This is a genomic window from Arthrobacter nitrophenolicus, from assembly GCF_000332815.1.
Classification (GTDB): Bacteria; Actinomycetota; Actinomycetes; order Actinomycetales; family Micrococcaceae; genus Arthrobacter; species Arthrobacter nitrophenolicus.
The window spans coordinates 14,230-33,276 of the sequence record NZ_AOFD01000029.1 but is presented as its reverse complement, the minus strand read 5'-3'; the positions used below and the strand labels follow the sequence as shown (position 1 = coordinate 33,276).

Sequence of the window (19,047 nt, the reverse complement as noted above, 5' to 3'; positions counted from 1 at the left end):
CGGGGACATCCTGCCTACCCAAGCAGGGCACTCCAGTCCACCGGACCCGCAGGCGGCTTGGCTGCAGCCCGGCCGCTTTTCGGCTTCGCTTTGGCGGGGGTTGCCTCAGGCGCGGGAATGGGCGGGCCCCAGGGCAGCGCAAAGGCCGGCACGGGTTCGCCCAGCTGCACGCCGTGCGGCGGCACCACCATTACCCCGTCAGCCGAGGCCAGCCCACGCATCATCCCCGGCCCCGTGTGCTGGGCAGGCGACGCCATGCCGTACAGGAGGCGGAACGGCATCAGCCGCGTGCGGCCGGGATCCGGTTCGATTACTGTGCCGGAGGGTACCTGCTGCACGGCCGGCATGGTCCCGTGACCCAGTGCAGCGAGCAGCGGAGCACCTACCGTGCACAGCGCCATCATCGCGGCCAGCGGATTGCCCGGCAGCCCCAGCACGAACCGGCCGTCCGGCAGCTCGGCCAGCACGGCGGGGTGGCCTGGCCGCATGGCCACGCCGTCGACCAGGAGCCGCCCGCCCAGCTCGGCCACCGCCCTGCGCAGGTGGTCGGTGCCGGAAGGTCCGGTCCCGCCGGTCGTAATCACGACGTCGGCAGGCAGGTCCGGCACGCCCGGCACCTCCGGAACCACGTCCTCCAGGGCCGCGAGCCATTCGGGATAGGAGTCACCGATTTTTTGCTGGCCGCCGGGGATGCCGCCCAGCATCGTGACCACTGCGGGAAGCTGCGGACCGAACGTGTCCCGCACCTGGCCCGGAACGGGAAGCCCCTGCGCCACCACTTCGGAGCCTGTCAGCAGGAGCCGCACCAGCGGTTTGCCCTGGACACGCAGCTCGTCGTATCCGCCGAGGGCCGCAAGGGCCAGATGGGCCGGGTTCAACTCCACGCCGGCAGCCACCAGGAGGTCGCCTTCCAAGGCTTCCTCGCCTGCCTTCCGGATGTGCTGGCCTGTTCGGGGCTCACCCGGGCGGGCACTGCCGCCCGTTGTCAGGATGGGCAGCCCGTCATCGTCCTCGGCGAGTACGGCATTCTCGCTGCGGAGGACGGCCTTCCCTCCGGGTGGTATGAGGCCGCCGGTCACGATGGGGCTGGCCTGGTGCGGCGCCAGCCTGGTCCCGGGCTCGGCGGGAATCCAGGGCCCTGTCCCGTTGACGACCCACCCGTCCATCGCGGAGGAGGCATAGTGCGGCATGTCCTGCAGTGCCACAATGTCCTGGTCCAGCCTGCGTCCCAGGGCCAGCCCGAGTGCTACAGGCCCGGCAGGGATCGGCGTGGCGGCATCAAAGGCTGCCTGCCGGGCTTCTTCCAGGTGTGGGCCAGATGGTGGTGCGCTTCCTGCCCTTCGGATTCGCCAGCTCCTGAGGGGGCGTCCTCGGTCATTCGCCGGGGGTCCCGGCGGCTTCAGCATCGTAGTCGGCGGCCAGGGAGCGGGCCACGGCAAGGGCCGAGTCCATGGAGGCGGCGTCTGTTGCATGGCCTGCCCCGGAGGCGAGGCCGGCGGCGTAGCTGCAATGAAGGTGGTCAGCGGCGCGGCCGGGCGCACTACAGAATGGGCGGCCACTCCGGCAAGCGAGAGAATGGCATTGACATCCACCTGGACGTCTTCGAGTTCATAGGCCTGGAGCAGTGACCTGCACCATTCCTCCAGCGTCTCTTCCTGGCTTTTCATGAACTGCCTCCCAAGTTAACTGCGGCTGCGCCGGCCCTGGTCATCGTCCTGGTGGCCGGCGGCAATCCCTAGCGCGGCGGCATCGTCCCATGTGTCCACATCGGCTGTGGCCGCGGCGGGTACGGTGACAAGCTGCACGTCCAGACTAGCAAGGAGCGAGCGGACGGAGCCGTTGATTAAGGCTCCCCGGGCAGCGAGATCCTCCACGGCGTTTTTAGCCCAGCCGTGCGATAAAAACCGGCGAGCGGCTGGGCCCTGCCATGGGGCGTGCCGTCGTCGGTTGCGGCCATGACCACGTCCGGCTTGCCGGGGCCATCAGCCGGTTCCGCTGACAGTGCGGAGGAGAGCCGGACCACGGCGTCGGCCACCAGTGGCATGTCGCAGGCAAGCACCAACGTGTACTCGGCTTCTCCCCCGCCCCGGGACAGTACCTCCAGCCCCGCAGCGATGGCGGCGGCGGGACCGGAAAATTCGGGCTGCTCCCGGCAGGATAGGACGGTTTCCGGCAGGCGCCCCGGATCCGGTCCGACCACCACAGTCCGGCGGGCACCGGACGCCGCATCGAGGGAACGTTCCAGCAAGGTGGCGCCACGGAAAAGCAGGTGCTGTTTGGGTACTCCGCCCAGCCGGGAGGACCGGCCTCCGGCGAGGATCAGGGCATCAAAATGCGGCAGCGGATCTTGCACGGTTCCAGCCTAGCCAGCGCAGGCAGGGACGCATAAACAGGAAAGGACCCGTCAGGCAGCGCGCTCCGGCAGCAGGAACGGGTCCCACGCGGTGGTGGGCTTCTCCAGTTCCTTGATCTGCCAGATGGTGCCGCGCGGAGGTTCCGGAACGAACCGGAGCTTCCAGCCCATTTCCGCGGGAGTGTGGTCACCCTTGGCATTGTTGCAGCGGAGGCAGGCTGCCACGAGGTTCTCCCAGGAGTCGGCTCCGCCGCGTGATTTTGGGTGGACGTGGTCGATCGTGTGCGCAGCCTTGCCGCAGTACGCGCACTTGTGCCCGTCGCGTCTCAGCACACCCCGGCGGCTGACGGCGGTGGCCTGGTTGTAGCGCGGGCGGATGTAGCGGTTGAGGAGGATTACCGAGGGGCGGCCCAGTATTTCCTGTGGACCCACCACGGGGTCGTCCCCTTCGGCCACCACGCTCGCTTTGCCCGTGAGCACAAGCACCAGCGCCCGGCGGAAAGTCACAACCGCCAGCGGTTCATATCCAGCATTCAGAACGAGAGTGCGCATGCACGTACCTCTTCACGGCCGCACCCGTCAGGGGCACGAGGGCCGGCTGCCCTCGGCATGTCCGGGCTATGGATCGACATCACAAGAGTAAACACAGAAGCGCATTATCAGGTAATCGCCGTCCCGGAAGAATTGTCCCGGACCCGCCAGCAGGCCACCGCCAACGGCGCAAGCACGCGCCTGCCCGAGGCGGCTGCCGCTGCAGTTTAAAAGGGGAAGGACCCCTGTCTTGCGGGCAGGGGTCCTTGCTCCATCGCCGGCCGTCGGGGGCTTCGGCCGGAAACGGAGGGTTCTAGTCGACGCGGATGAACACCGGGCCGGAGCCAACGTTGGCGCTGAAGACAACAGTCTGGTTGCCGTTGTAGCCGCCGTGGACTGCCTGGCCGTTGCCTGCGTAAACAGCGATGTGTGCCATGCCGGCGCCGCCGTCAGCGTAGTAGATCAGGTCGCCGGGCTGGGCCTCGGCCGCGCTCACGGTGCGACCCAGGGACAGGTAACCTGCGGGCCAGTCGTGGAAGTTGATGCCGACCGCGGCCAGGGAGTTGGTAACCAGCATCGTGCAGTCCTGCATGACACCAAGCTGGGCGTACGCGGCGGACAGGATGGCTGCGCCCTTGCCGCTGGCGGAAGCCGGTGCGGCGGGGGCCGACGCAGCGGAAACGGTGGCGGTGACCTTGGGAGCGGCAGCCGGCTGGGCAGCGGGGGCAGGGGCCGGCGCGGCTTCCTCCACCTCAACCTCGGGTTCTTCCACAACCACGGGAGCAGGCGTGGTGGTCACGGCCGGCTTCTCGTAGGTGATGGCGATGGTGGAAGCCGCGGAAATGGGCGCTTCGATAGCGGATTCAACTTCCAGGGCGGACGCCGGGGCCGAGTCGCGCTGGAAGTTGGCGTCGGCAGCGTTGGCCGCGATGCCGCTGGTCAGGACGAGACCGGAAGCCGCGGCGATCACGGCGGCCTGGCGTCCTACGCCGCCGGCGTTGTCGCCCACAGCCTTGGCAATGATGGCGATCGAGCTGGTTTTAGTGACCTCGGCGCGGTGCCGTGCGGTAGCACGAGTAGTCATCAGTTCTCTCTTTCGATTTCCTCGGGCCTGTGGGCAACCGAGAGTTTGGACGCGCCGGCATCTTGGGGGTACGTCGGCGCGCCCCGAACGGGGATGGTGATCTAGCGAAAAATTGCGGGCAAGAAATAGTTCCCGGGGCCGAAGCCCCAAGAACTATTAGCCTGCGAGGGTGTAGAAGGAGGAGGAGCCGGTGGCGGCTACGGAGTGCAGAAGCGTCCCCTGGGAAGGGTTGAGGGCGCTGATCATCATGCCGTTGCCGACGTAGATGCCGACGTGCGCGCCGCCGTTCTGCATCACCAGGTCACCCGGCTGGGGGGTGGAGGTGGGGGTCATGGCGGTCCATGCGTTCACGCGGGGGATGCTGATGCCGGCCTGGGCGTAAACCCACTGGGTGAAGCCCGAGCAGTCCCAACCGGAGGTGGGGCTGGTGCCTCCCCAGACGTAGGGGCTGCCGATGCCGGTGTAGGCGATGGCGGCGAGGCCGGAAGTTGCCGCAGAAGCGGTGGCAGCAACAGCCTTTTCCGCCACGGTCGATGCGGTGGAAGCGGCGGCCTCGTCCTCGTCGTCAGAGGTGGACTGCGGGGTCACCCGTTCGACAACGGGAGCGGCGACGGTGGTGACCACCGGCCGCTCGAAGGACACGGTGGCGGTGGGTGCTGCGGTGACTGCAAGGGCGGTCTGCGCGGAACCGGACTCGGTGGAAGCGGAGATGCCGGCGGTGGTGTCCGCGGCGGTGGCCGGCAGTCCCATGCCAAGGACAAGGCCGGACGCGGCTGCAACTACAGCAGCCTGGCGACCCACTGTCCCGGCGTTGGCACTAACGGCCTTGGACACTGCGTCCAAAGGGTTGGTACGAACCGGTTGCGCACGGTGGCGCGCAGAATTCTGGCGTGAAGACACGAAGGTAGCCTCTCCCAATGCCTGCGAGGTGAGCTGTCGGATTCGGATGGGAGTCACCCGGCCGCGCCGCTTCAAGGAAGCTTTGCGACTTAACCCCAAGGCCTTCCGTGAAGAAGGCCAAAATTGGTTCCCCCGCCCCTGCCAGACGATGAAATGCGAACGGACCTTGAGCGGTGGCAGAGTTAGGCAATCCGCACAAGAGCGTCAACTTCGGAAAAGTTGACGCGAGTTAGACGGTACAGGAGTTTCGAGCGAATGTCACATTCAGGTCACGACTGGTCACGCTAATTCGAGAGTCAGCCATCATTTGACTAGAGCCAGCCTGTCGGATCCACGACTTCGCCGTTGACCTGCACTTCGAAGTGCAGGTGGCAGCCGGTGGAGGCTCCGGTGGTGCCGCTCAGTGCCACAACGTCGCCGCGCGAGACCGTCTGGCCTTCGGACACATTGAACGACGAGAGGTGGTTGTAAGTGGTCTCCAGGCCGTTACCGTGGTCGATCACCACACGGTTGCCGCCACCGAACTGGTGCCAGCCGACGAACGTTACGGTGCCGGTGGCGGCCGCGAGGACAGAGGTGCCGCACTGGGCAACATAGTCCTGACCGCGGTGGAAGTCGCCGGATCCGCCGGTGATGGGGCTGACGCGGTAACCGAAGGGGGAGGCTGTGCTCATCGACGCCAGCGGGGCGCCCAGGCTTCCTGCGGAAGCGGCCCGGGAAACGGCGCCGGCGGACTGTGCGCTCAGGAGCTGCTTGAGCTTGCCGTCCGGGTCTGCCTGGGTCACGACGGCCGAGCGGCTGAAGTCGATCTGGGCCCCGGCCTCGGCAGAAATCGCGGGCTGCGGGGTGACGGCCGAGGCTGCAACTGGAGCTATGCCCGCCTCATCGGTGGCCATGACCGGGCTGGTGGCCGGGACAGTGACGGTGAGCACCAGGCCGGTGGCAGCCAGGGCCACGCCGGCCTTCTGGCCAATACCGCTCGCCGAGGCAAACTCGGTGATCTGCCGGAACGGACCCCGACGGCGGCGCGCATCACGGTGGAGATCGCGGGGGCGCTCCGTGTGGATGACTTCGACGACACGCGGCGCCGAAGCGGGGCCTGCCGCGCGGCGGCGCCCCCTGGAGGTCTGCATGGACAAGAAGGATTCCTCTCTGGAAAGCCTGCGAAGTTAGCTGTCGGATTCGGGTCAGAGAGTTCAAAGACCCGGTCCGCCGTAAGCAAGCTTCGGCACAGAGATATCCCGCTGAGGGATTCCTTCACTGGAAGAGGCTTGCTGCTGACGGACTTCACCCCAAGGCAGTCCCCCGCTGCCGCTTGTGGTTCCCCCGCCTCTGCCAGTTATTGACTCGTGCTCCCGATCCGCTGGCAGAGCTCGGCTCCGGATCAGGTAACGCTTTTGTATCAACGCTCGGTTCAACTATAGGGGCTTAAGGCCCTTGGTAACAATTCCGTTATCTTGGCGTTACCGACGTCACGCTGCGGCGGAAAGACTTCCTAGCGGACGTGAACGAACACGTGCGCGGCAACTTCAGGCGGAAGTTCCAGGGCGCCTTCAATGCCCGGCACCCGGACCGAGATGTAGTCCCCCACGCGCTCCAGGGTTACCGCGGCGCCCGGGCGGATGCCGCCCTCATCAAGCTGGGACAGCAGTTCCGGCTCTACCTGGATGGGCTCCGCCAGCCGGCTGACCGTGACCTCCGACGCAGGCCCGTAGGACTTCATGGCTTCCAGGAGGCTGGTCACCGTATCGGTGGAGGCAAGGGAGGGCTGGCCACCAAGCGCGGCAAGGCCCGGAATCGGGTTGCCGTATGGCGATTCGGTGGGATGGTCCAGCATCTCGTAGATGCGCCGCTCCACCCGTTCGCTCATCACATGCTCCCAGCGGCAGGCTTCGTCATGCACATAGGCCCAGTCCAGCCCGATCACGTCGGCCAGGAGCCGCTCCGCCAGGCGGTGCTTCCGCATGACCTCGGTGGCGCGCTTGCGGCCGATTTCGGTGAGCTCCAGGTGGCGGTCGCCGGAGACCACCACCAGCCCGTCACGCTCCATCCTGCCGATGGTCTGGGACACCGTGGGACCGAGTGGCGCAGGCGTTCCGCGATACGGGCCCGCAGGGCGACGATGTTCTCTTCTTCCAGCTCCAGAATGGTCCGAAGGTACATCTCCGTAGTGTCGATCAGATCCGTCATCCAGCTCAGCTCCTCGAGCGCAGTACCTTGCGTTGTCCCACCGTATCGCTGTTCACCGCGACGTAGTCCGTTGGCTAGCTTAGCCTATTTTGACTTAGTCCGAATAGTTGGAAGCCGCCCGCGAGGCCGTCTCAGTGGCTGGACTATGACGGTTCCGGTTCCCGCCCAAACAGCTGTTCAGGCAGAATGGGAAAGGCCTTCGATGCAGTCATCGCCGACTGCGCGCCAGCGACCATCCACCCGTCCGGACCTCAGCCGCGTCCACGCCGAAATTGGAGCCCCCGTGAGCGAACCAAGCATCACTATTCCTGCCGACCTCCTTCCCAAGGACGGGCGGTTCGGCGCCGGACCTTCCAAAGTCCGCCAGGAGCAGATTGATGCGCTGTCCGCCGCATCGAAGAACATCCTGGGCACCTCCCACCGGCAGGCACCGGTCAAGAACCTTGTCGGTTCAGTCCGCGAGGGCCTCAGCCAGTTCTTCCGCGCCCCGGAAGGATACGAGGTTGTCCTGGGCGTGGGCGGTTCCACTGCGTTCTGGGATGTTGCCAGCTTCGGCCTGGTGGAGAAGAAGGCACAGCACCTGTCCTTCGGTGAGTTCGGTTCCAAGTTTGCGGCCGCCACCAACAAGGCGCCGTTCCTGGACGCCTCCTCCATCATCAAGTCCGAGCCCGGCACCCGGCCCGCGGCGCAGGCAGAAGCCGGCGTTGACGTGTATGCCTGGCCGCAGAACGAGACCTCCACGGGCGTAGCCGCTCCGGTCAAGCGGGTGGCAGGTGCGGATGAGGGTTCCCTGGTGCTGGTGGATGCCACCTCCGCGGCCGGCGGCCTGGACGTCGATGTGGCGGAGAGCGACGTCTACTACTTTGCCCCGCAGAAGAACTTTGCCTCCGACGGCGGCCTGTGGCTTGGGCTGTTCTCCCCCGCTGCCCTGGAGCGCGCCGCGCGGATCAAGGCAAGCGGCCGCTGGATTCCCGACTTCCTGGACCTGCAGACGGCCATTGACAACTCGCGCCTCAACCAGACGTACAACACCCCGTCCCTGTCCACCCTGGTGACCCTGGACGCCCAGGTGCAGTGGCTGAACTCAAACGGCGGGCTGGACTTCGCTGCCGCCCGGACGGCCGACTCGGCAGGACGCATCTACAGCTGGGCCGACGCCGCCGAGTTCGCCACGCCCTTCGTGGCCAACCCGGATGAGCGCTCCAACGTCATTGCCACCATCGACTTCGATGAATCCGTGGATGCCGCCGTTGTAGCCAAGGTCCTGCGCGCCAACGGCATCGTGGACACTGAGCCGTACCGGAAGCTTGGCCGCAACCAGCTCCGGATTGCGACGTTCGTTGCCATCGAGCCGGATGACGTCTCCGCACTGCTGGCCAGCATCGACTACGTGGTGGGCGAACTCCGCAAGTAGCCTTTCCTTAAGTAGGACGGCGCCGCCCGGGTTTCGCCCGGACGGCGCCGTCTGTGTTTCCCGTCAAGGGGACGTCCAGCAGTTACTCCCTGCCGGCGTCGTTCGCCGAAGGCTGCGGGGCAGGTTCATCCGTGTAATCGGCATCGGAGGCGTCGGATCCGGTGAACCCGGCATCAGCGTCAGGTTCCGCAACCGCTGCGCCGGACGCCGGTTCGCTGTCAGCTTCGGTGGCTTCCGGCTCCTGCTGCTGCTCGTCCTCCGGCCGGACACGCTCAGCCCACGGCACCCACTCCGGAGCGAGGATCGAGTCCTCGGACGGCAGCAGGCCCAGCTCGCTGACGGTGACCACCTTGGAACGGGAGTTGCGCGTCACCACCGCGTACCACTGCCAGCCCACGTAGCCCGCCAGCTTGGACTCGAACAGGTGCGTGACCAGGCGGTCGCCTTCGCTCTTGGCTGCGAGGTGCCGTCCGATGTCCGCGGCGGCGGTGATGCCTTCCAGCGCGGTGCGGGCCGTCTCCACGGCACCGGCGAGGAAGGCGTCCGGCTTGCCGGTCCGCCATACTGGCACGCCGGCCCGGCGCTTGGGCGCGTTCCTGGCCACCGCCGGGGCTGTTCCCGCGGCAGGAGCGGTCGCGGCGCCTGCAGTGTCCTGCACCTGCGTCTGCGGCTGTTCAGCTTCCGGACTCATCGGCTGCTAAACGTCCAGCTCGTCGGCAACCTTACGCAGGGCAGCCGCGATGGCCTTGCCCTTGTTGCCTTCCGGGTATTTTCCTTTGGACAGCGTGCCGGACAGGTTGTCCAGCACGCTCACCAGGTCCTGGACCAGCGGCGCGAGGTCCCGGGCGGAGGGCCGCTTGGCCTTGGCGATGGACGGCGTCTTGTCCAGCACCCGCAGGCCCAGGGCCTGGGCGCCCTTGCGGCCGTCGGCCACTCCGAACTCCACGCGGGTGCCGGCCTTGAGCTCCGTCACGCCCTCAGGCAGCGACGATTTGGGCAGGAAAACCTCCTGGCCGTCCTCGCCTGCGAGGAACCCGAAGCCCTTGTCCTTGTCATACCACTTGACCTTGCCGGTAGGCACGTAATCAACCTTCTTCTTCTACTGTCATGAGACACAGCCAGCCGCCACCGCATCCGCATTGTTGTGCGGGTTCAAGGTATGGCCGCTCTAACCGTGTTGGTCTGTATCCTTCAAGGTTATCCTGCCCGGTGCCCTATTCACGCTTTCAACAGGGGCCGGGTAACAGCGTTCACGCCGGGCGCCCGGGGCGCTGTAGCGTTACGTCCATGACACCCTCGCGCTACCGGCGGCCCATCATGATCGCGGCCGCAGTCATTGCAGTGCTTTCCCTGGCGGCAGTGGGAGCAGTGATGGCCCTCGCTTTTGCCGGCTCGGTGGCGCCGTCATGGGTGACCTACGCGGCGCTGTACGGCCTGCCGGTGGCGTTCCTCCTCATGCTCTTCCTCGTCCTCGACAGTGTTGCCGGGCGGCGCCGGGCAGGAAAGCCGGACCAGCGGTAACGTTGGGACTGATGTCCCTCATACGCGCGCTCGGCAAGGATCTTGAGTCACGCAGCGACGACTCGTTGCGTGCGCTGTTCGCCGCGCGGCCGGACCTGCTCTCCCCCGCTGTTCCCGATTTCTCCGCCCTCGCTGCCCGGGCAAGTTCCCGGGTCAGCGTCCAGCGGGCCCTTGAACGGCTCAACCGGCCACAGATGCAGGTGCTGGAAACCCTTCACCTGTGCACCAACACGGATACCGAGCACAGTGCTTCTGCCGCTGGGCTGCGCAAGATGATCTCGGGTGCACCGTGGCCACCGTCGAGCAGATCCTGGCCGGGCTGCAGGAAATGGCACTGGTGCACCGGGCGGCACCTCCGCACGGGACGCCCGCCTCCGCCTCGCGGCAGCACTATTACCTGCCGGTCGGGTGCCTCAAGGACGTTGTGGGGCTTTACCCGGCGGGCCTGGGCCGGAGCTACACGGAACTGGTGCGCCTCCAGCCGGCGTTCGCCCAGCGCGCCGTCCAACTGGTTTCCGAGCTGCACCACAGCGGCGCCGCCATCCAGGACGCCACCACCCCCATGGAGGCAGCCCTCGCACTGCAGCACTGGACGTCCTCTCCCGAGGCGCTGAAAGGCATCCTCGCCGGTGCGCCGGAACGGACGACGGCGTTGCTCGGCAGGTTCCGGAACTGGGCCATGGGTGCCGTCCCCCAGGCGCAACGCAAGGCGTCCGTCACGACGGAAGGCTCCGACGTCGGGCCGATTGACTGGCTCCTGGCCCGCGGCCTGCTGGTGCCGCTCGATGCGGCACACGTGGAGCTGCCGCACAGCGTGGGACTGTCCCTGCGTGGTGGCGTGATCATCGATGACTTCGCCCTTTCACCGCCTGTCCCGGAACTGGGCTGGACCACTGCCGTGCTGCGGAGGAACGCGGCGATGAGCGCCATCTCCGAGACGCTGAGGCTGGTGGGTGAACTCCTGCATGCAGTACGGGAGCAGCCCCTGGTGACGCTGCGCAGCGGCGGGGTGGGGGTCCGGGAAACCCGCCGGCTTGCCGAGCTGCTCCGTGTTGAGCAGGCCCGGGTTGGGCTGCTGCTGGAACTGTGCGGGCTGGCGGGCCTGATCCGGCTGGACGTGGACTCGTCGTCCTGGGTCCAGCCGCCGGAGCTCGAGTGGCTTGGCTTGCCGCGGCAGGAACAATGGCTGTGGCTGGTGAACGCCTGGCTGGCCAGCGAAAGGGTCCCCTCCATGGTGGGCCAGCCTGTCAACGGCGCGCAGGGACTGCCCGCTGGACACCGCACCGCTGCCGGCAGCACCATTGTGCCGCTGTCCGCCGAGCCGCAGCGCCCCGACGCCCCGGTAATCCGCAAGCGCATCCTGGAGATCCTGCACGAACTCACCACTGAAGCCGTGGCGCAGGACGGCGCGGCTCCCGTGCTGGACGCCGCCGCCGTCCTCCAGCGCGCTGAGTGGGCCCAGCCCCGGATGGCGCGGCGGTTCAGTTCGCTGATCCGCGGGGTTCTGGCGGAGGCCGAACTGCTCGGGCTGGTGGGGTCCGGGGCGCTGACGCAATTGGGCAGCGCCTTCGCGGAGGACCGCCCGGACGCGGCACTGGCGATCCTGGGTGAACACCTTCCTGCTGCCTTGAACCACGTGCTCCTGCAGGCGGACCTCACGGCCGTCGCTCCCGGCTACCTTGCCCCTGAACTGACCGAAAAGCTCCTGGTCATGGCCGACGCCGAAGGCCAGGGGCCGGCCACCATCTACAGGTTCACGGACAGCTCCGTCCGCCGCGCGCTTGATTCCGGCTATGACGCCCCGGGGCTGCTGGAGTTCCTGCGGGAGCACTCCGCCACCGCGGTGCCCCAGCCGCTGCAATATCTGGTGGAGGACACCGCCTCCCGGCACGGCCGCGTGCGGGTGGGGCAGGCGGCCAGCTTTATCCAGAGCGAGGACGAGGCGGCCCTGCTCGAGCTCCTGTCCGGGCCCAAGGCGGCCGGGCTGGGGCTGGTCAGGATTGCGCCCACGGTCCTCATCTCCACGGCACCACCGCGGCAGGCGGCCCAGGTCCTGCGAAGCCTGGGACTGTCGCCTGCCGTGGAAGGGACTGAGGACCCTGCCATCAGGCTCCGGCGGAACCCCGTTCCGCAGGAAAGCCTCCGTCCCGTCTACACGCCGCCCCGCTCGGCTCCGGCGGACGAGGACGTGGCTGCCCAGCTGGCGGTACTGCGCCAGGCGGGCGCCGCCGTCGTACGCCAGCCCGGCGGTGACCATGCCGGCGAAGCGGCCACGCAGCTGGGGCTGGAGGTACTGCAGCGGGCCATCAGACTGAAGCAGCGGATCAGCATGAACGTGGTGGACAGCCTGGGGAATGCCAACCTTGAAGTTGTTGTTCCCCTCTCCGTAAGCGGCGGACGCGTCCGGGTGTTTGACCCTGCAAAGGAGACGGAGCGCGTCCTGTCCATCCACCGGATCATCGATGTTGAGGCCGCAGAGGAACTGCGCCAGTGAAGGACTCCCCCGCGTGAACGACGGACCCCTGATCGTCCAAAGCGACAAAACCATCCTGCTTGAGGTGGACCACGAGCTGGCCACCGAGGCGCGGCATGCCATCGCCCCGTTCGCAGAGCTGGAACGGGCGCCCGAGCACATGCACAGCTACCGGCTCACGCCGCTGGGCCTGTGGAACGCCCGGGCCGCGGGACTCGACGCGGAGAAGGTGCTGGACACGCTGCTGAAGTACTCCCGGTTCCCCGTGCCACATTCGCTGCTGATCGATATCGAGGAGACGATGTCGCGGTACGGCCGGCTCCGCCTGGAAAAGGATCCCCAGCACGGCCTGGTGATGCGGACGGACGACTACCCGGTCCTCGAGGAAGTGATCCGGGCAAAGAAAATCCAGCCCCTGCTGGGGCCCCGGATCGACGGCGAAACGGTGGTTGTGCACGCGTCCCAGCGGGGGCAGCTGAAGCAGCTCCTGCTTAAGATCGGCTGGCCGGCGGAGGACCTGGCGGGATATGTGGACGGGACCCCGCACCTGATCGCGCTGAACGAGGACGGCTGGCAGCTGCGGCCATACCAGCGGCTGGCCAGCGAAAACTTCTGGGCCGGCGGCAGCGGCGTGGTGGTGCTGCCCTGCGGTGCGGGCAAGACCCTGGTGGGGGCGGCAGCCATGGCCACCGGTTCCACCACCACCCTGATCCTGGTGACGAACACCGTTGCCGCCCGGCAGTGGAAGGACGAGCTGCTGAAGCGCACATCCCTGACCGCCGACGAGATCGGCGAGTACTCCGGTGCGGTCAAGGAAGTCCGGCCGGTCACCATCGCCACCTACCAGGTCCTCACCACCCGGCGGGGCGGCCTGTATCCGCACCTGGAACTGGTGGACGGCCACGACTGGGGCCTGATCATCTACGACGAGGTGCACCTGCTGCCGGCCCCGATCTTCCGGATGACGGCCGACCTGCAGGCAAGGCGCCGCCTTGGGCTGACCGCCACGCTGGTCCGGGAGGACGGCCGGGAAGGCGAGGTGTTCAGCCTGATCGGGCCCAAGCGCTACGACGCCCCGTGGAAGGACATTGAGTCCCAGGGGTACATCGCCCCCGCGGACTGCGTGGAGGTCCGCGTGGACCTGTCCAAGGATGAGCGGGTGGCCTACGCCATGGCCGACGACGCCGACAAGTACCGGCTGTGCTCCACCTCCGAATCCAAGACCCAGGTGGTGGAGGAACTCGTGGCCAGACATGCCGGGGAGCAACTGCTCGTGATCGGGCAGTACATCGACCAGCTGGATGACCTCGGCGGGCGCCTGGGGGCTCCCGTCATCAAGGGCGACACCTCCGTGAAGGTACGCCAGCGGCTTTTTGACGAATTCCGCGCCGGCGACATCCAGACGCTGGTGGTGTCCAAGGTCGCCAACTTCTCCATCGACCTGCCCGAGGCCTCCGTGGCCATCCAGGTGTCCGGCTCCTTCGGGTCCCGGCAGGAGGAGGCACAGCGGCTGGGAAGGCTGCTGCGGCCGAAGAAGGACGGCCGGGCAGCACGCTTCTATTCGCTGGTGGCGCGGGACACCCTGGACCAGGATTTTGCAGCGAAGCGCCAGCGGTTCCTGGCAGAACAGGGCTACGCGTACCGGATCATGGATGCCAAGGACGTCGGCCAGCCGGGCTAGCTACCGGTGACCATGGTGGGCATCAGTCGAAGTGAACCCAGTATTTAGGTGTCCCAAAACATCCTTCTGCGGTGACCCACATTTCCAGCGGGACGTCGTTGTCACGGTATGGTCCCGGGCGTACACTCAAAGCGCTGGGTTACATATCGGTAACAGGTCCTGAGCTCAGATCAGGACCAGGGCTTGGCTTCCGCTGCCTGGTCCGCCTCACAGAACGTTGCACTCATGCACGCACTGCCCAGCTTTATCCACGGCGCACCTCCAGCAATGACGGCTGGCTCCGTGCTGCCCAGCCGACTTCGATCCGCCGCGAAGAAGCGACGACCGGAGTAGTCCGGCCGTCACCCCTTCCAGGGGCGACGGCCGATCCAATATTGGGGAGAGTTGCTGGGGGATCAACGGGCGGACCACCGGGTCACGCCTGGTTTTCATCGGCCACTTAGATAGTGAGCGTCACCCATGAAAAACATCACGCGCGCCCGCTGGGGCGCTGGACTCGCCTGTCTAGGGTTTGTCCTTGCTGGAATGACCGGGGCACAGGCTGTGCTTCCGGACAGCACCTTCGAAGGCAATGACGGAAACCTTGTTGTAAATACCGCAGGGAATATTGACTGGGCCAACGTACCCGGCCGCAGCACAGGTGTAGACCGGGACCCCGGGCGGACTGATAATTCGTTCGGCCAGGGCACCAAAGAGGATGATCCAGCCACTACGGTAGTCACCGGTTCCATTCCTCCGAACAAGAACGACCTCACCCGCTTCTACGAGGCGTCTGAGCAAGCAGCGAACGGGGATATCTTCCTCTACCTGGCTTGGGAGCGACTGGTCAACATCGGCAACGCCAACCTGGACTTCGAGATCAGCAAGAATCCCACAGCGGGCTTTACTTCGGCGTCCACGGGAGACGTAGACCTCAACCGTACCGCGGGCGATCTATTGGTCACCTATGATTTCGCTGGCAGCGGCACACCGACGATTGGACTCAATACCTGGCTCACGGCGGGTAACGGCGATTCTGCGGACGACTGCTTTGCCGCCAATACTCTGCCTTGTTGGGGCGAAAACAAAAACCTGACAAACCCACCGGCCGGCGTACCTCCAGTTGCTGAAGCTGCCGTAAACACAGTCTCAGTCACTGAACCAATCGCGGGCGGTACTCTCGGCATCGGCTTGTTTGGTGAAGCCGCCATCAACCTGACCGACGCCGGCGTGTTCGAGGAAGGCGAATGTGAGGCATTCGGCAGCGCATTTGTTAAGAGCCGGTCCTCCTCGTCGTTCCCCGCGGAGCTGAAGGACTTCATTGCGCCAGTTCCGGTCAACATCAGCAACTGCGGAAGCATCACCATCAATAAGGTGACTCAAGACGAGCCCGTGCCCGGAACGAAGTCCTTCGACTACACAACGACCAACCTGACGCCTGCCAGCTTCTCCTTGGTCAACGGTGGCTCCCAGGCTTACAACGGACTTGCTGCAGGAACGTACTCCGTCACGGAGGGTGCCCAGACTGCACCGTGGAGCTTTGTGTCCCTAGTTTGCAGCACGGCCACCGGCGTGACTATCACAGGACAGCAGGTATCGATCGTGCTCGGCCCTGGCCAGAACGTCACTTGCACCTACACCAATAAGTTCACCAAAGGCCAGCCATCCATCACCACCGCCCAAGACTTGATCCCGAACGACAACCTGACACTATCCGGAGGAATCGGCACACCAACGGGAACCGTAACGTTCAACCTCTACTCCCCGAGTGATGCGACCTGCGCGGGTACCCCGGCGTACACGCAAACGGTCAATGTCTCCAACGGGACCGCAGCCACCACGAACACCACGTTCCATGCCACCGCAGAGGGAACCTGGCGCTGGGCATCCAGCTACAGCGGCGATGCCTTCAACGACCCGGCAACGTCTGCTTGTGGTGTTGAGCAGTTCACCATCGACAACAGCGTCCCCTAACCCGCGACCCTAGTGGCGGGGTTTCCGGCGGATGTCGGGGACCCCGCCCTCTCGTGCAGGCCACCTCCATTCCGCCCATCCAGGGTGGAAACTGGAGGCATGCACCCACGCAAAACCCCTGAGGTTCCCCTTCCCGGCCAGGAATCGGTCTGGGACTATCCACGGCCGCCCAGGGTTGAACCCAGCAACGAACGGGTCCGGATCGTCCTGGGCGGGGAGCTGGTCCTGGACACCACGGACTCTCTCCGGGTTCTTGAAACCAGCCACCCGCCTGTCTACTACTTCCGCCGGCAAGACTTCCGGCCGGGGTCCCTCATCCCTGCCGACGGCAGCAGTTTCTGCGAGTTCAAGGGGCCTGCCAGCTACCTGACCGTCGTCGGCGGCGGAATTGCTGCGGAACGAGCAGCCTGGTTCTATCCGGAGCCCATGGCCGGCTACGAGGAGCTGGCGGACCGGGTGGCTGTGTATCCGGGGAAGATGGACTACTGCGAGGTGGACGGCGAGCGCGTGCGCCCGCAGGCGGGCGGCTTTTACGGCGGGTGGATCACGCACCGCGTGGCGGGCCCGTTCAAGGGCGGCCCGGGCACCATGGGCTGGTAGCCACTTTCCAGTCAACGTCCAGACAACTCCCAGAGACTGGGAGCATGATGGGAGCATGAACAAGACCGGCCCCGAAGCCAAGCTCCTCGTTGTCGACGATGAACCCAACATCCGTGAGCTGCTCTCCACTTCGCTGCGTTTCGCCGGGTTCGAGGTTGTCTCCGCCGCCAACGGCCGGGACGCGCTGGCCGCCGCGGATACGCACGCGCCCGACCTGGCCGTGCTGGACGTCATGCTGCCGGACATGGACGGGTTCACGGTGACCCGGAAGCTCCGCGCCTCCGGGAAGCACTTCCCTGTCCTCTTCCTCACGGCCAAGGACGACACCGAGGACAAGGTCACGGGACTAACGGTGGGTGGCGACGACTACGTCACCAAACCCTTCAGCCTGGACGAGGTGGTGGCCCGGATCCGCGCCGTGCTGCGCCGCACGCAGCCGCTGCTGGACGACGACGCCGTCATCCGGGTAGGAGACCTTGAGCTCGACGACGACGCCCACGAGGTGCGCCGCGGCGGCACCGTTATTGAACTCTCCCCCACCGAGTTCAAGCTGCTCCGCTACCTCATGCTCAACCCCAACCGCGTGCTGTCCAAGTCACAGATCCTCGATCACGTCTGGGAGTACGACTTCAACGGCGATGCGTCGATCGTTGAGTCCTACATCTCCTACCTCCGCCGGAAGGTGGACATCGATCCCGAGGCGCCGGCCCTGATCCAGACAAAACGCGGCGTGGGCTACGTGCTCCGGACGGCAGAAAAGCGCTGACCTTGCTGGATCGGTGGAAGTCCTCCTCCCTGAGGACGCAGCTGGTGGCCATGATCATGGCCCTGCTGATTGTGGCCTTGACGGTGACCGGGGCCGGCACCCTCGCGCTGCTGCACAGCTACCTGCAGGGCCAGGTGGATGAGAAGCTGAACGCGGCCGTCGGCGTGGCCCGGAACCAGGGCTCGTTCAGCCAGCTGCAGGCACCCAATCCGGTGCCCACGGATTACTCCCTGCTCCTGTTCGCCCCCGGCGAGGACCCCATACCGTTCGGCGGCGACCCCAATATCCACCCCGACATCAAGTCCATGTCAGTGGTGGCGGCACAGGCACGGGGCGTGGTGCCGTACCAGGTCCGCGGAACGGACGGCGAAAACTGGCGGGTCGTCGCCGTTCCGGTCCAGACCAACCAGGGCGCCGGCGTCGTGGTCATTGGCCTGCCGCTGCAGAGCGTGGACGACGTCCTCAAACATGCCAGCCTGGTGGTCACGGGCGTTGGCCTGCTTACCCTGCTCCTGGCTTCCCTGATAGCCTCCTGGACCGTGTCCCGGGCATTCCGGCCCCTGGCCAGGGTGGAAAAGACGGCGGCAGCGATTGCCGCCGGCGACCTGTCCCGGCGCGTGGAGGTGGAGAATCCAGCCACGGAACTCGGCAGGCTCAGCAGTTCGCTGAATGCCATGCTTGCGCACATTGAAACAGCGTTCGCGGCCCGCACAGCCTCGGAAGCGAGGATGCGGCGGTTCGCCGCCGATGCTTCCCACGAGCTGCGGACGCCGTTGGTGACCATCCGCGGTTTTTCGGAGCTGTACCGGCATGGTGCCCTGGCCACCGACGAGGACGTGGCCACCGCCATGGGCCGGATCGAAAGCGAAGCCAAGCGGATGGGATCCATGGTGGAGGACCTGCTGCTGCTGGCCCGGCTGGATGAACAGCGTCCGCTGCAGCAAAAGCCGGTGGACCTGCAGCTGATTGCGCACGACGCCGTAGTGGACACCCAGGCCAGCGACCGCTCGCGCGTCATTTCATTGACCGGGCTCGACGGCGGCCCCGCCTCCCCCGCGCCAGCGCTCGGTGACGAAGCCAAGCTTCGCCAGGTGGTGGGCAATCTGGTGGGCAACGCCCTCCGCTACACCCCCGAGGGCAGCCCCATCGAACTCGCCGTGGGCGTCCGGCGCGCGAACGGTGAATCCCTGTCCGTCATCGAGGTCCGTGACCACGGGCCCGGGATATCGGACGAGGACGCCTCCAAGGTGTTCGAACGGTTCTACCGGGCGGACACTTCCCGGACCCGTGAAACAGGCGGCAGCGGCCTGGGCCTGGCCATCGTTGCCGCGATCGTGGGCTCCCACGGCGGTTCAGTCCGGGTGGCCCAGACCGACGGCGGCGGTGCCACCCTGGTGGTCAGCCTGCCCTGCCGTGAGGACCACCCGGAGCAGGCCGATGCCCAAGGCAGCGACGGCGAGGTTATCCACATATAGCGTTCGCCCTTGGCGCGGGGCGCACGGGCGTCCCTAGGCTCGTTGCAGTACCCGGAAAGGCCGGGCGGGGAAGCTTCTGCTGCCCACCATCGCGAAAGGCACTGCC

Annotated in this window: 14 protein-coding genes, 4 pseudogenes and 2 riboswitches; of the genes and pseudogenes, 8 read left to right on the top strand and 10 right to left on the bottom strand. The window is 66.4% G+C overall.

What is annotated here, in order from left to right; translation table 11 throughout:
• Positions 1-14: 14 nt before the first annotated feature.
• The 8 genes and pseudogenes from G205_RS11770 to G205_RS11740 all read right to left on the bottom strand — a co-directional run bounded on the left by G205_RS11770 (position 15) and on the right by G205_RS11740 (position 7,058).
• Positions 15-1,378, bottom strand: a pseudogene (locus G205_RS11770) (molybdopterin molybdotransferase MoeA).
• 184 nt (positions 1,379-1,562) lie between these two features.
• Positions 1,563-1,667 (bottom strand): annotated as a pseudogene (locus tag G205_RS22850) (DUF6457 domain-containing protein); the annotation flags it as partial.
• A gap of 176 nt (positions 1,668-1,843) precedes the next feature.
• Positions 1,844-2,353 carry a molybdenum cofactor guanylyltransferase gene (gene mobA, locus G205_RS11765; RefSeq protein WP_235046898.1) on the bottom strand — a complete coding sequence of 170 codons (510 nt, stop codon included), beginning with the start codon at positions 2,351-2,353 and terminating at the stop codon, positions 1,844-1,846.
• A 51-nt stretch (positions 2,354-2,404) separates the two neighbouring features.
• Positions 2,405-2,905 (bottom strand): HNH endonuclease, encoded by a 501-nt coding sequence (locus G205_RS11760; RefSeq protein ID WP_009358158.1) that lies wholly within the window; start codon positions 2,903-2,905, stop codon positions 2,405-2,407.
• 292 nt (positions 2,906-3,197) lie between these two features.
• A complete protein-coding gene (locus G205_RS11755) occupies positions 3,198-3,968 on the bottom strand; it encodes an NlpC/P60 family protein (protein WP_009358157.1) in 771 nt (256 codons plus the stop codon).
• A 156-nt stretch (positions 3,969-4,124) separates the two neighbouring features.
• Entirely contained in the window at positions 4,125-4,802 is a 678-nt protein-coding gene (locus G205_RS11750; RefSeq protein WP_009358156.1) for a C40 family peptidase, read from the bottom strand.
• A 70-nt stretch (positions 4,803-4,872) separates the two neighbouring features.
• Positions 4,873-5,051, bottom strand: a riboswitch (cyclic di-AMP (ydaO/yuaA leader).
• Between the two features lie 128 nt (positions 5,052-5,179).
• Positions 5,180-6,001, bottom strand: coding sequence for a M23 family metallopeptidase (locus tag G205_RS11745; protein WP_009358155.1), 822 nt, complete (start codon positions 5,999-6,001; stop codon positions 5,180-5,182).
• A gap of 10 nt (positions 6,002-6,011) precedes the next feature.
• Positions 6,012-6,226, bottom strand: a riboswitch (cyclic di-AMP (ydaO/yuaA leader).
• A 137-nt stretch (positions 6,227-6,363) separates the two neighbouring features.
• Positions 6,364-7,058: pseudogene (locus G205_RS11740) on the bottom strand (iron-dependent transcriptional repressor DtxR).
• Between the two features lie 283 nt (positions 7,059-7,341).
• On the opposite strand from G205_RS11740, the gene serC reads away from it, so the two are divergent.
• Positions 7,342-8,472, top strand: a complete 1,131-nt coding sequence (gene serC, locus G205_RS11735) for a phosphoserine transaminase (protein WP_009358153.1) — start codon at positions 7,342-7,344, stop codon at positions 8,470-8,472.
• 82 nt (positions 8,473-8,554) lie between these two features.
• On the opposite strand, the gene G205_RS11730 is transcribed toward serC, so the two are convergent.
• Together G205_RS11730 and G205_RS11725 are read right to left on the bottom strand one after the other, a co-directional pair.
• Positions 8,555-9,163, bottom strand: coding sequence for a DUF3027 domain-containing protein (locus G205_RS11730; protein WP_009358152.1), 609 nt, complete (start codon positions 9,161-9,163; stop codon positions 8,555-8,557).
• Positions 9,164-9,169: 6 nt separating this feature from the next.
• Positions 9,170-9,553, bottom strand: coding sequence for a cold-shock protein (locus tag G205_RS11725; RefSeq protein ID WP_009358151.1), 384 nt, complete (start codon positions 9,551-9,553; stop codon positions 9,170-9,172).
• A gap of 206 nt (positions 9,554-9,759) precedes the next feature.
• Here G205_RS11725 and G205_RS11720 point away from each other — a divergent pair, with 206 nt between their 5' ends.
• The 7 genes and pseudogenes from G205_RS11720 to G205_RS11690 all read left to right on the top strand — a co-directional run bounded on the left by G205_RS11720 (position 9,760) and on the right by G205_RS11690 (position 18,941).
• Complete coding sequence (locus G205_RS11720; RefSeq protein ID WP_009358150.1) at positions 9,760-9,993, top strand: hypothetical protein; 234 nt, start codon at positions 9,760-9,762, stop codon at positions 9,991-9,993.
• Between the two features lie 11 nt (positions 9,994-10,004).
• Positions 10,005-12,487 (top strand): annotated as a pseudogene (locus tag G205_RS11715) (helicase-associated domain-containing protein).
• A 13-nt stretch (positions 12,488-12,500) separates the two neighbouring features.
• Positions 12,501-14,147 (top strand): DNA repair helicase XPB, encoded by a 1,647-nt coding sequence (locus tag G205_RS11710; protein ID WP_009358148.1) that lies wholly within the window; start codon positions 12,501-12,503, stop codon positions 14,145-14,147.
• Positions 14,148-14,606: 459 nt separating this feature from the next.
• The gene (locus G205_RS11705) at positions 14,607-16,100 is read left to right on the top strand and encodes a hypothetical protein (protein WP_152419570.1); all 1,494 of its coding nucleotides are present in this window, start codon (positions 14,607-14,609) and stop codon (positions 16,098-16,100) included.
• Positions 16,101-16,199: 99 nt separating this feature from the next.
• Positions 16,200-16,700 carry a DUF427 domain-containing protein gene (locus tag G205_RS11700; protein WP_009358146.1) on the top strand — a complete coding sequence of 167 codons (501 nt, stop codon included), beginning with the start codon at positions 16,200-16,202 and terminating at the stop codon, positions 16,698-16,700.
• Between the two features lie 55 nt (positions 16,701-16,755).
• Positions 16,756-17,466 carry a response regulator transcription factor gene (locus G205_RS11695; RefSeq protein ID WP_009358145.1) on the top strand — a complete coding sequence of 237 codons (711 nt, stop codon included), beginning with the start codon at positions 16,756-16,758 and terminating at the stop codon, positions 17,464-17,466.
• 2 nt (positions 17,467-17,468) lie between these two features.
• On the top strand, positions 17,469-18,941 hold the full coding sequence (locus tag G205_RS11690) for a sensor histidine kinase (protein ID WP_009358144.1): 1,473 nt from the start codon (positions 17,469-17,471) through the stop codon (positions 18,939-18,941).
• Positions 18,942-19,047 lie beyond the last annotated feature (106 nt).

What these genes read in the sequence shown, in the direction of transcription:
- G205_RS11760 (WP_009358158.1), bottom strand. Translation starts at nt 2,905, where the DNA reads ATGCGCACTCTCGTTCTGAATGCTGGATATGAACCGCTGGCGGTTGTG.
- G205_RS11755 (WP_009358157.1), bottom strand. Translation starts at nt 3,968, where the DNA reads ATGACTACTCGTGCTACCGCACGGCACCGCGCCGAGGTCACTAAAACC.
- G205_RS11745 (WP_009358155.1), bottom strand. Translation starts at nt 6,001, where the DNA reads ATGCAGACCTCCAGGGGGCGCCGCCGCGCGGCAGGCCCCGCTTCGGCG.
- G205_RS11730 (WP_009358152.1), bottom strand. Translation starts at nt 9,163, where the DNA reads ATGAGTCCGGAAGCTGAACAGCCGCAGACGCAGGTGCAGGACACTGCA.
- G205_RS11720 (WP_009358150.1), top strand. Translation starts at nt 9,760, where the DNA reads ATGACACCCTCGCGCTACCGGCGGCCCATCATGATCGCGGCCGCAGTC.
- G205_RS11705 (WP_152419570.1), top strand. Translation starts at nt 14,607, where the DNA reads ATGAAAAACATCACGCGCGCCCGCTGGGGCGCTGGACTCGCCTGTCTA.
- G205_RS11700 (WP_009358146.1), top strand. Translation starts at nt 16,200, where the DNA reads ATGCACCCACGCAAAACCCCTGAGGTTCCCCTTCCCGGCCAGGAATCG.
- G205_RS11695 (WP_009358145.1), top strand. Translation starts at nt 16,756, where the DNA reads ATGAACAAGACCGGCCCCGAAGCCAAGCTCCTCGTTGTCGACGATGAA.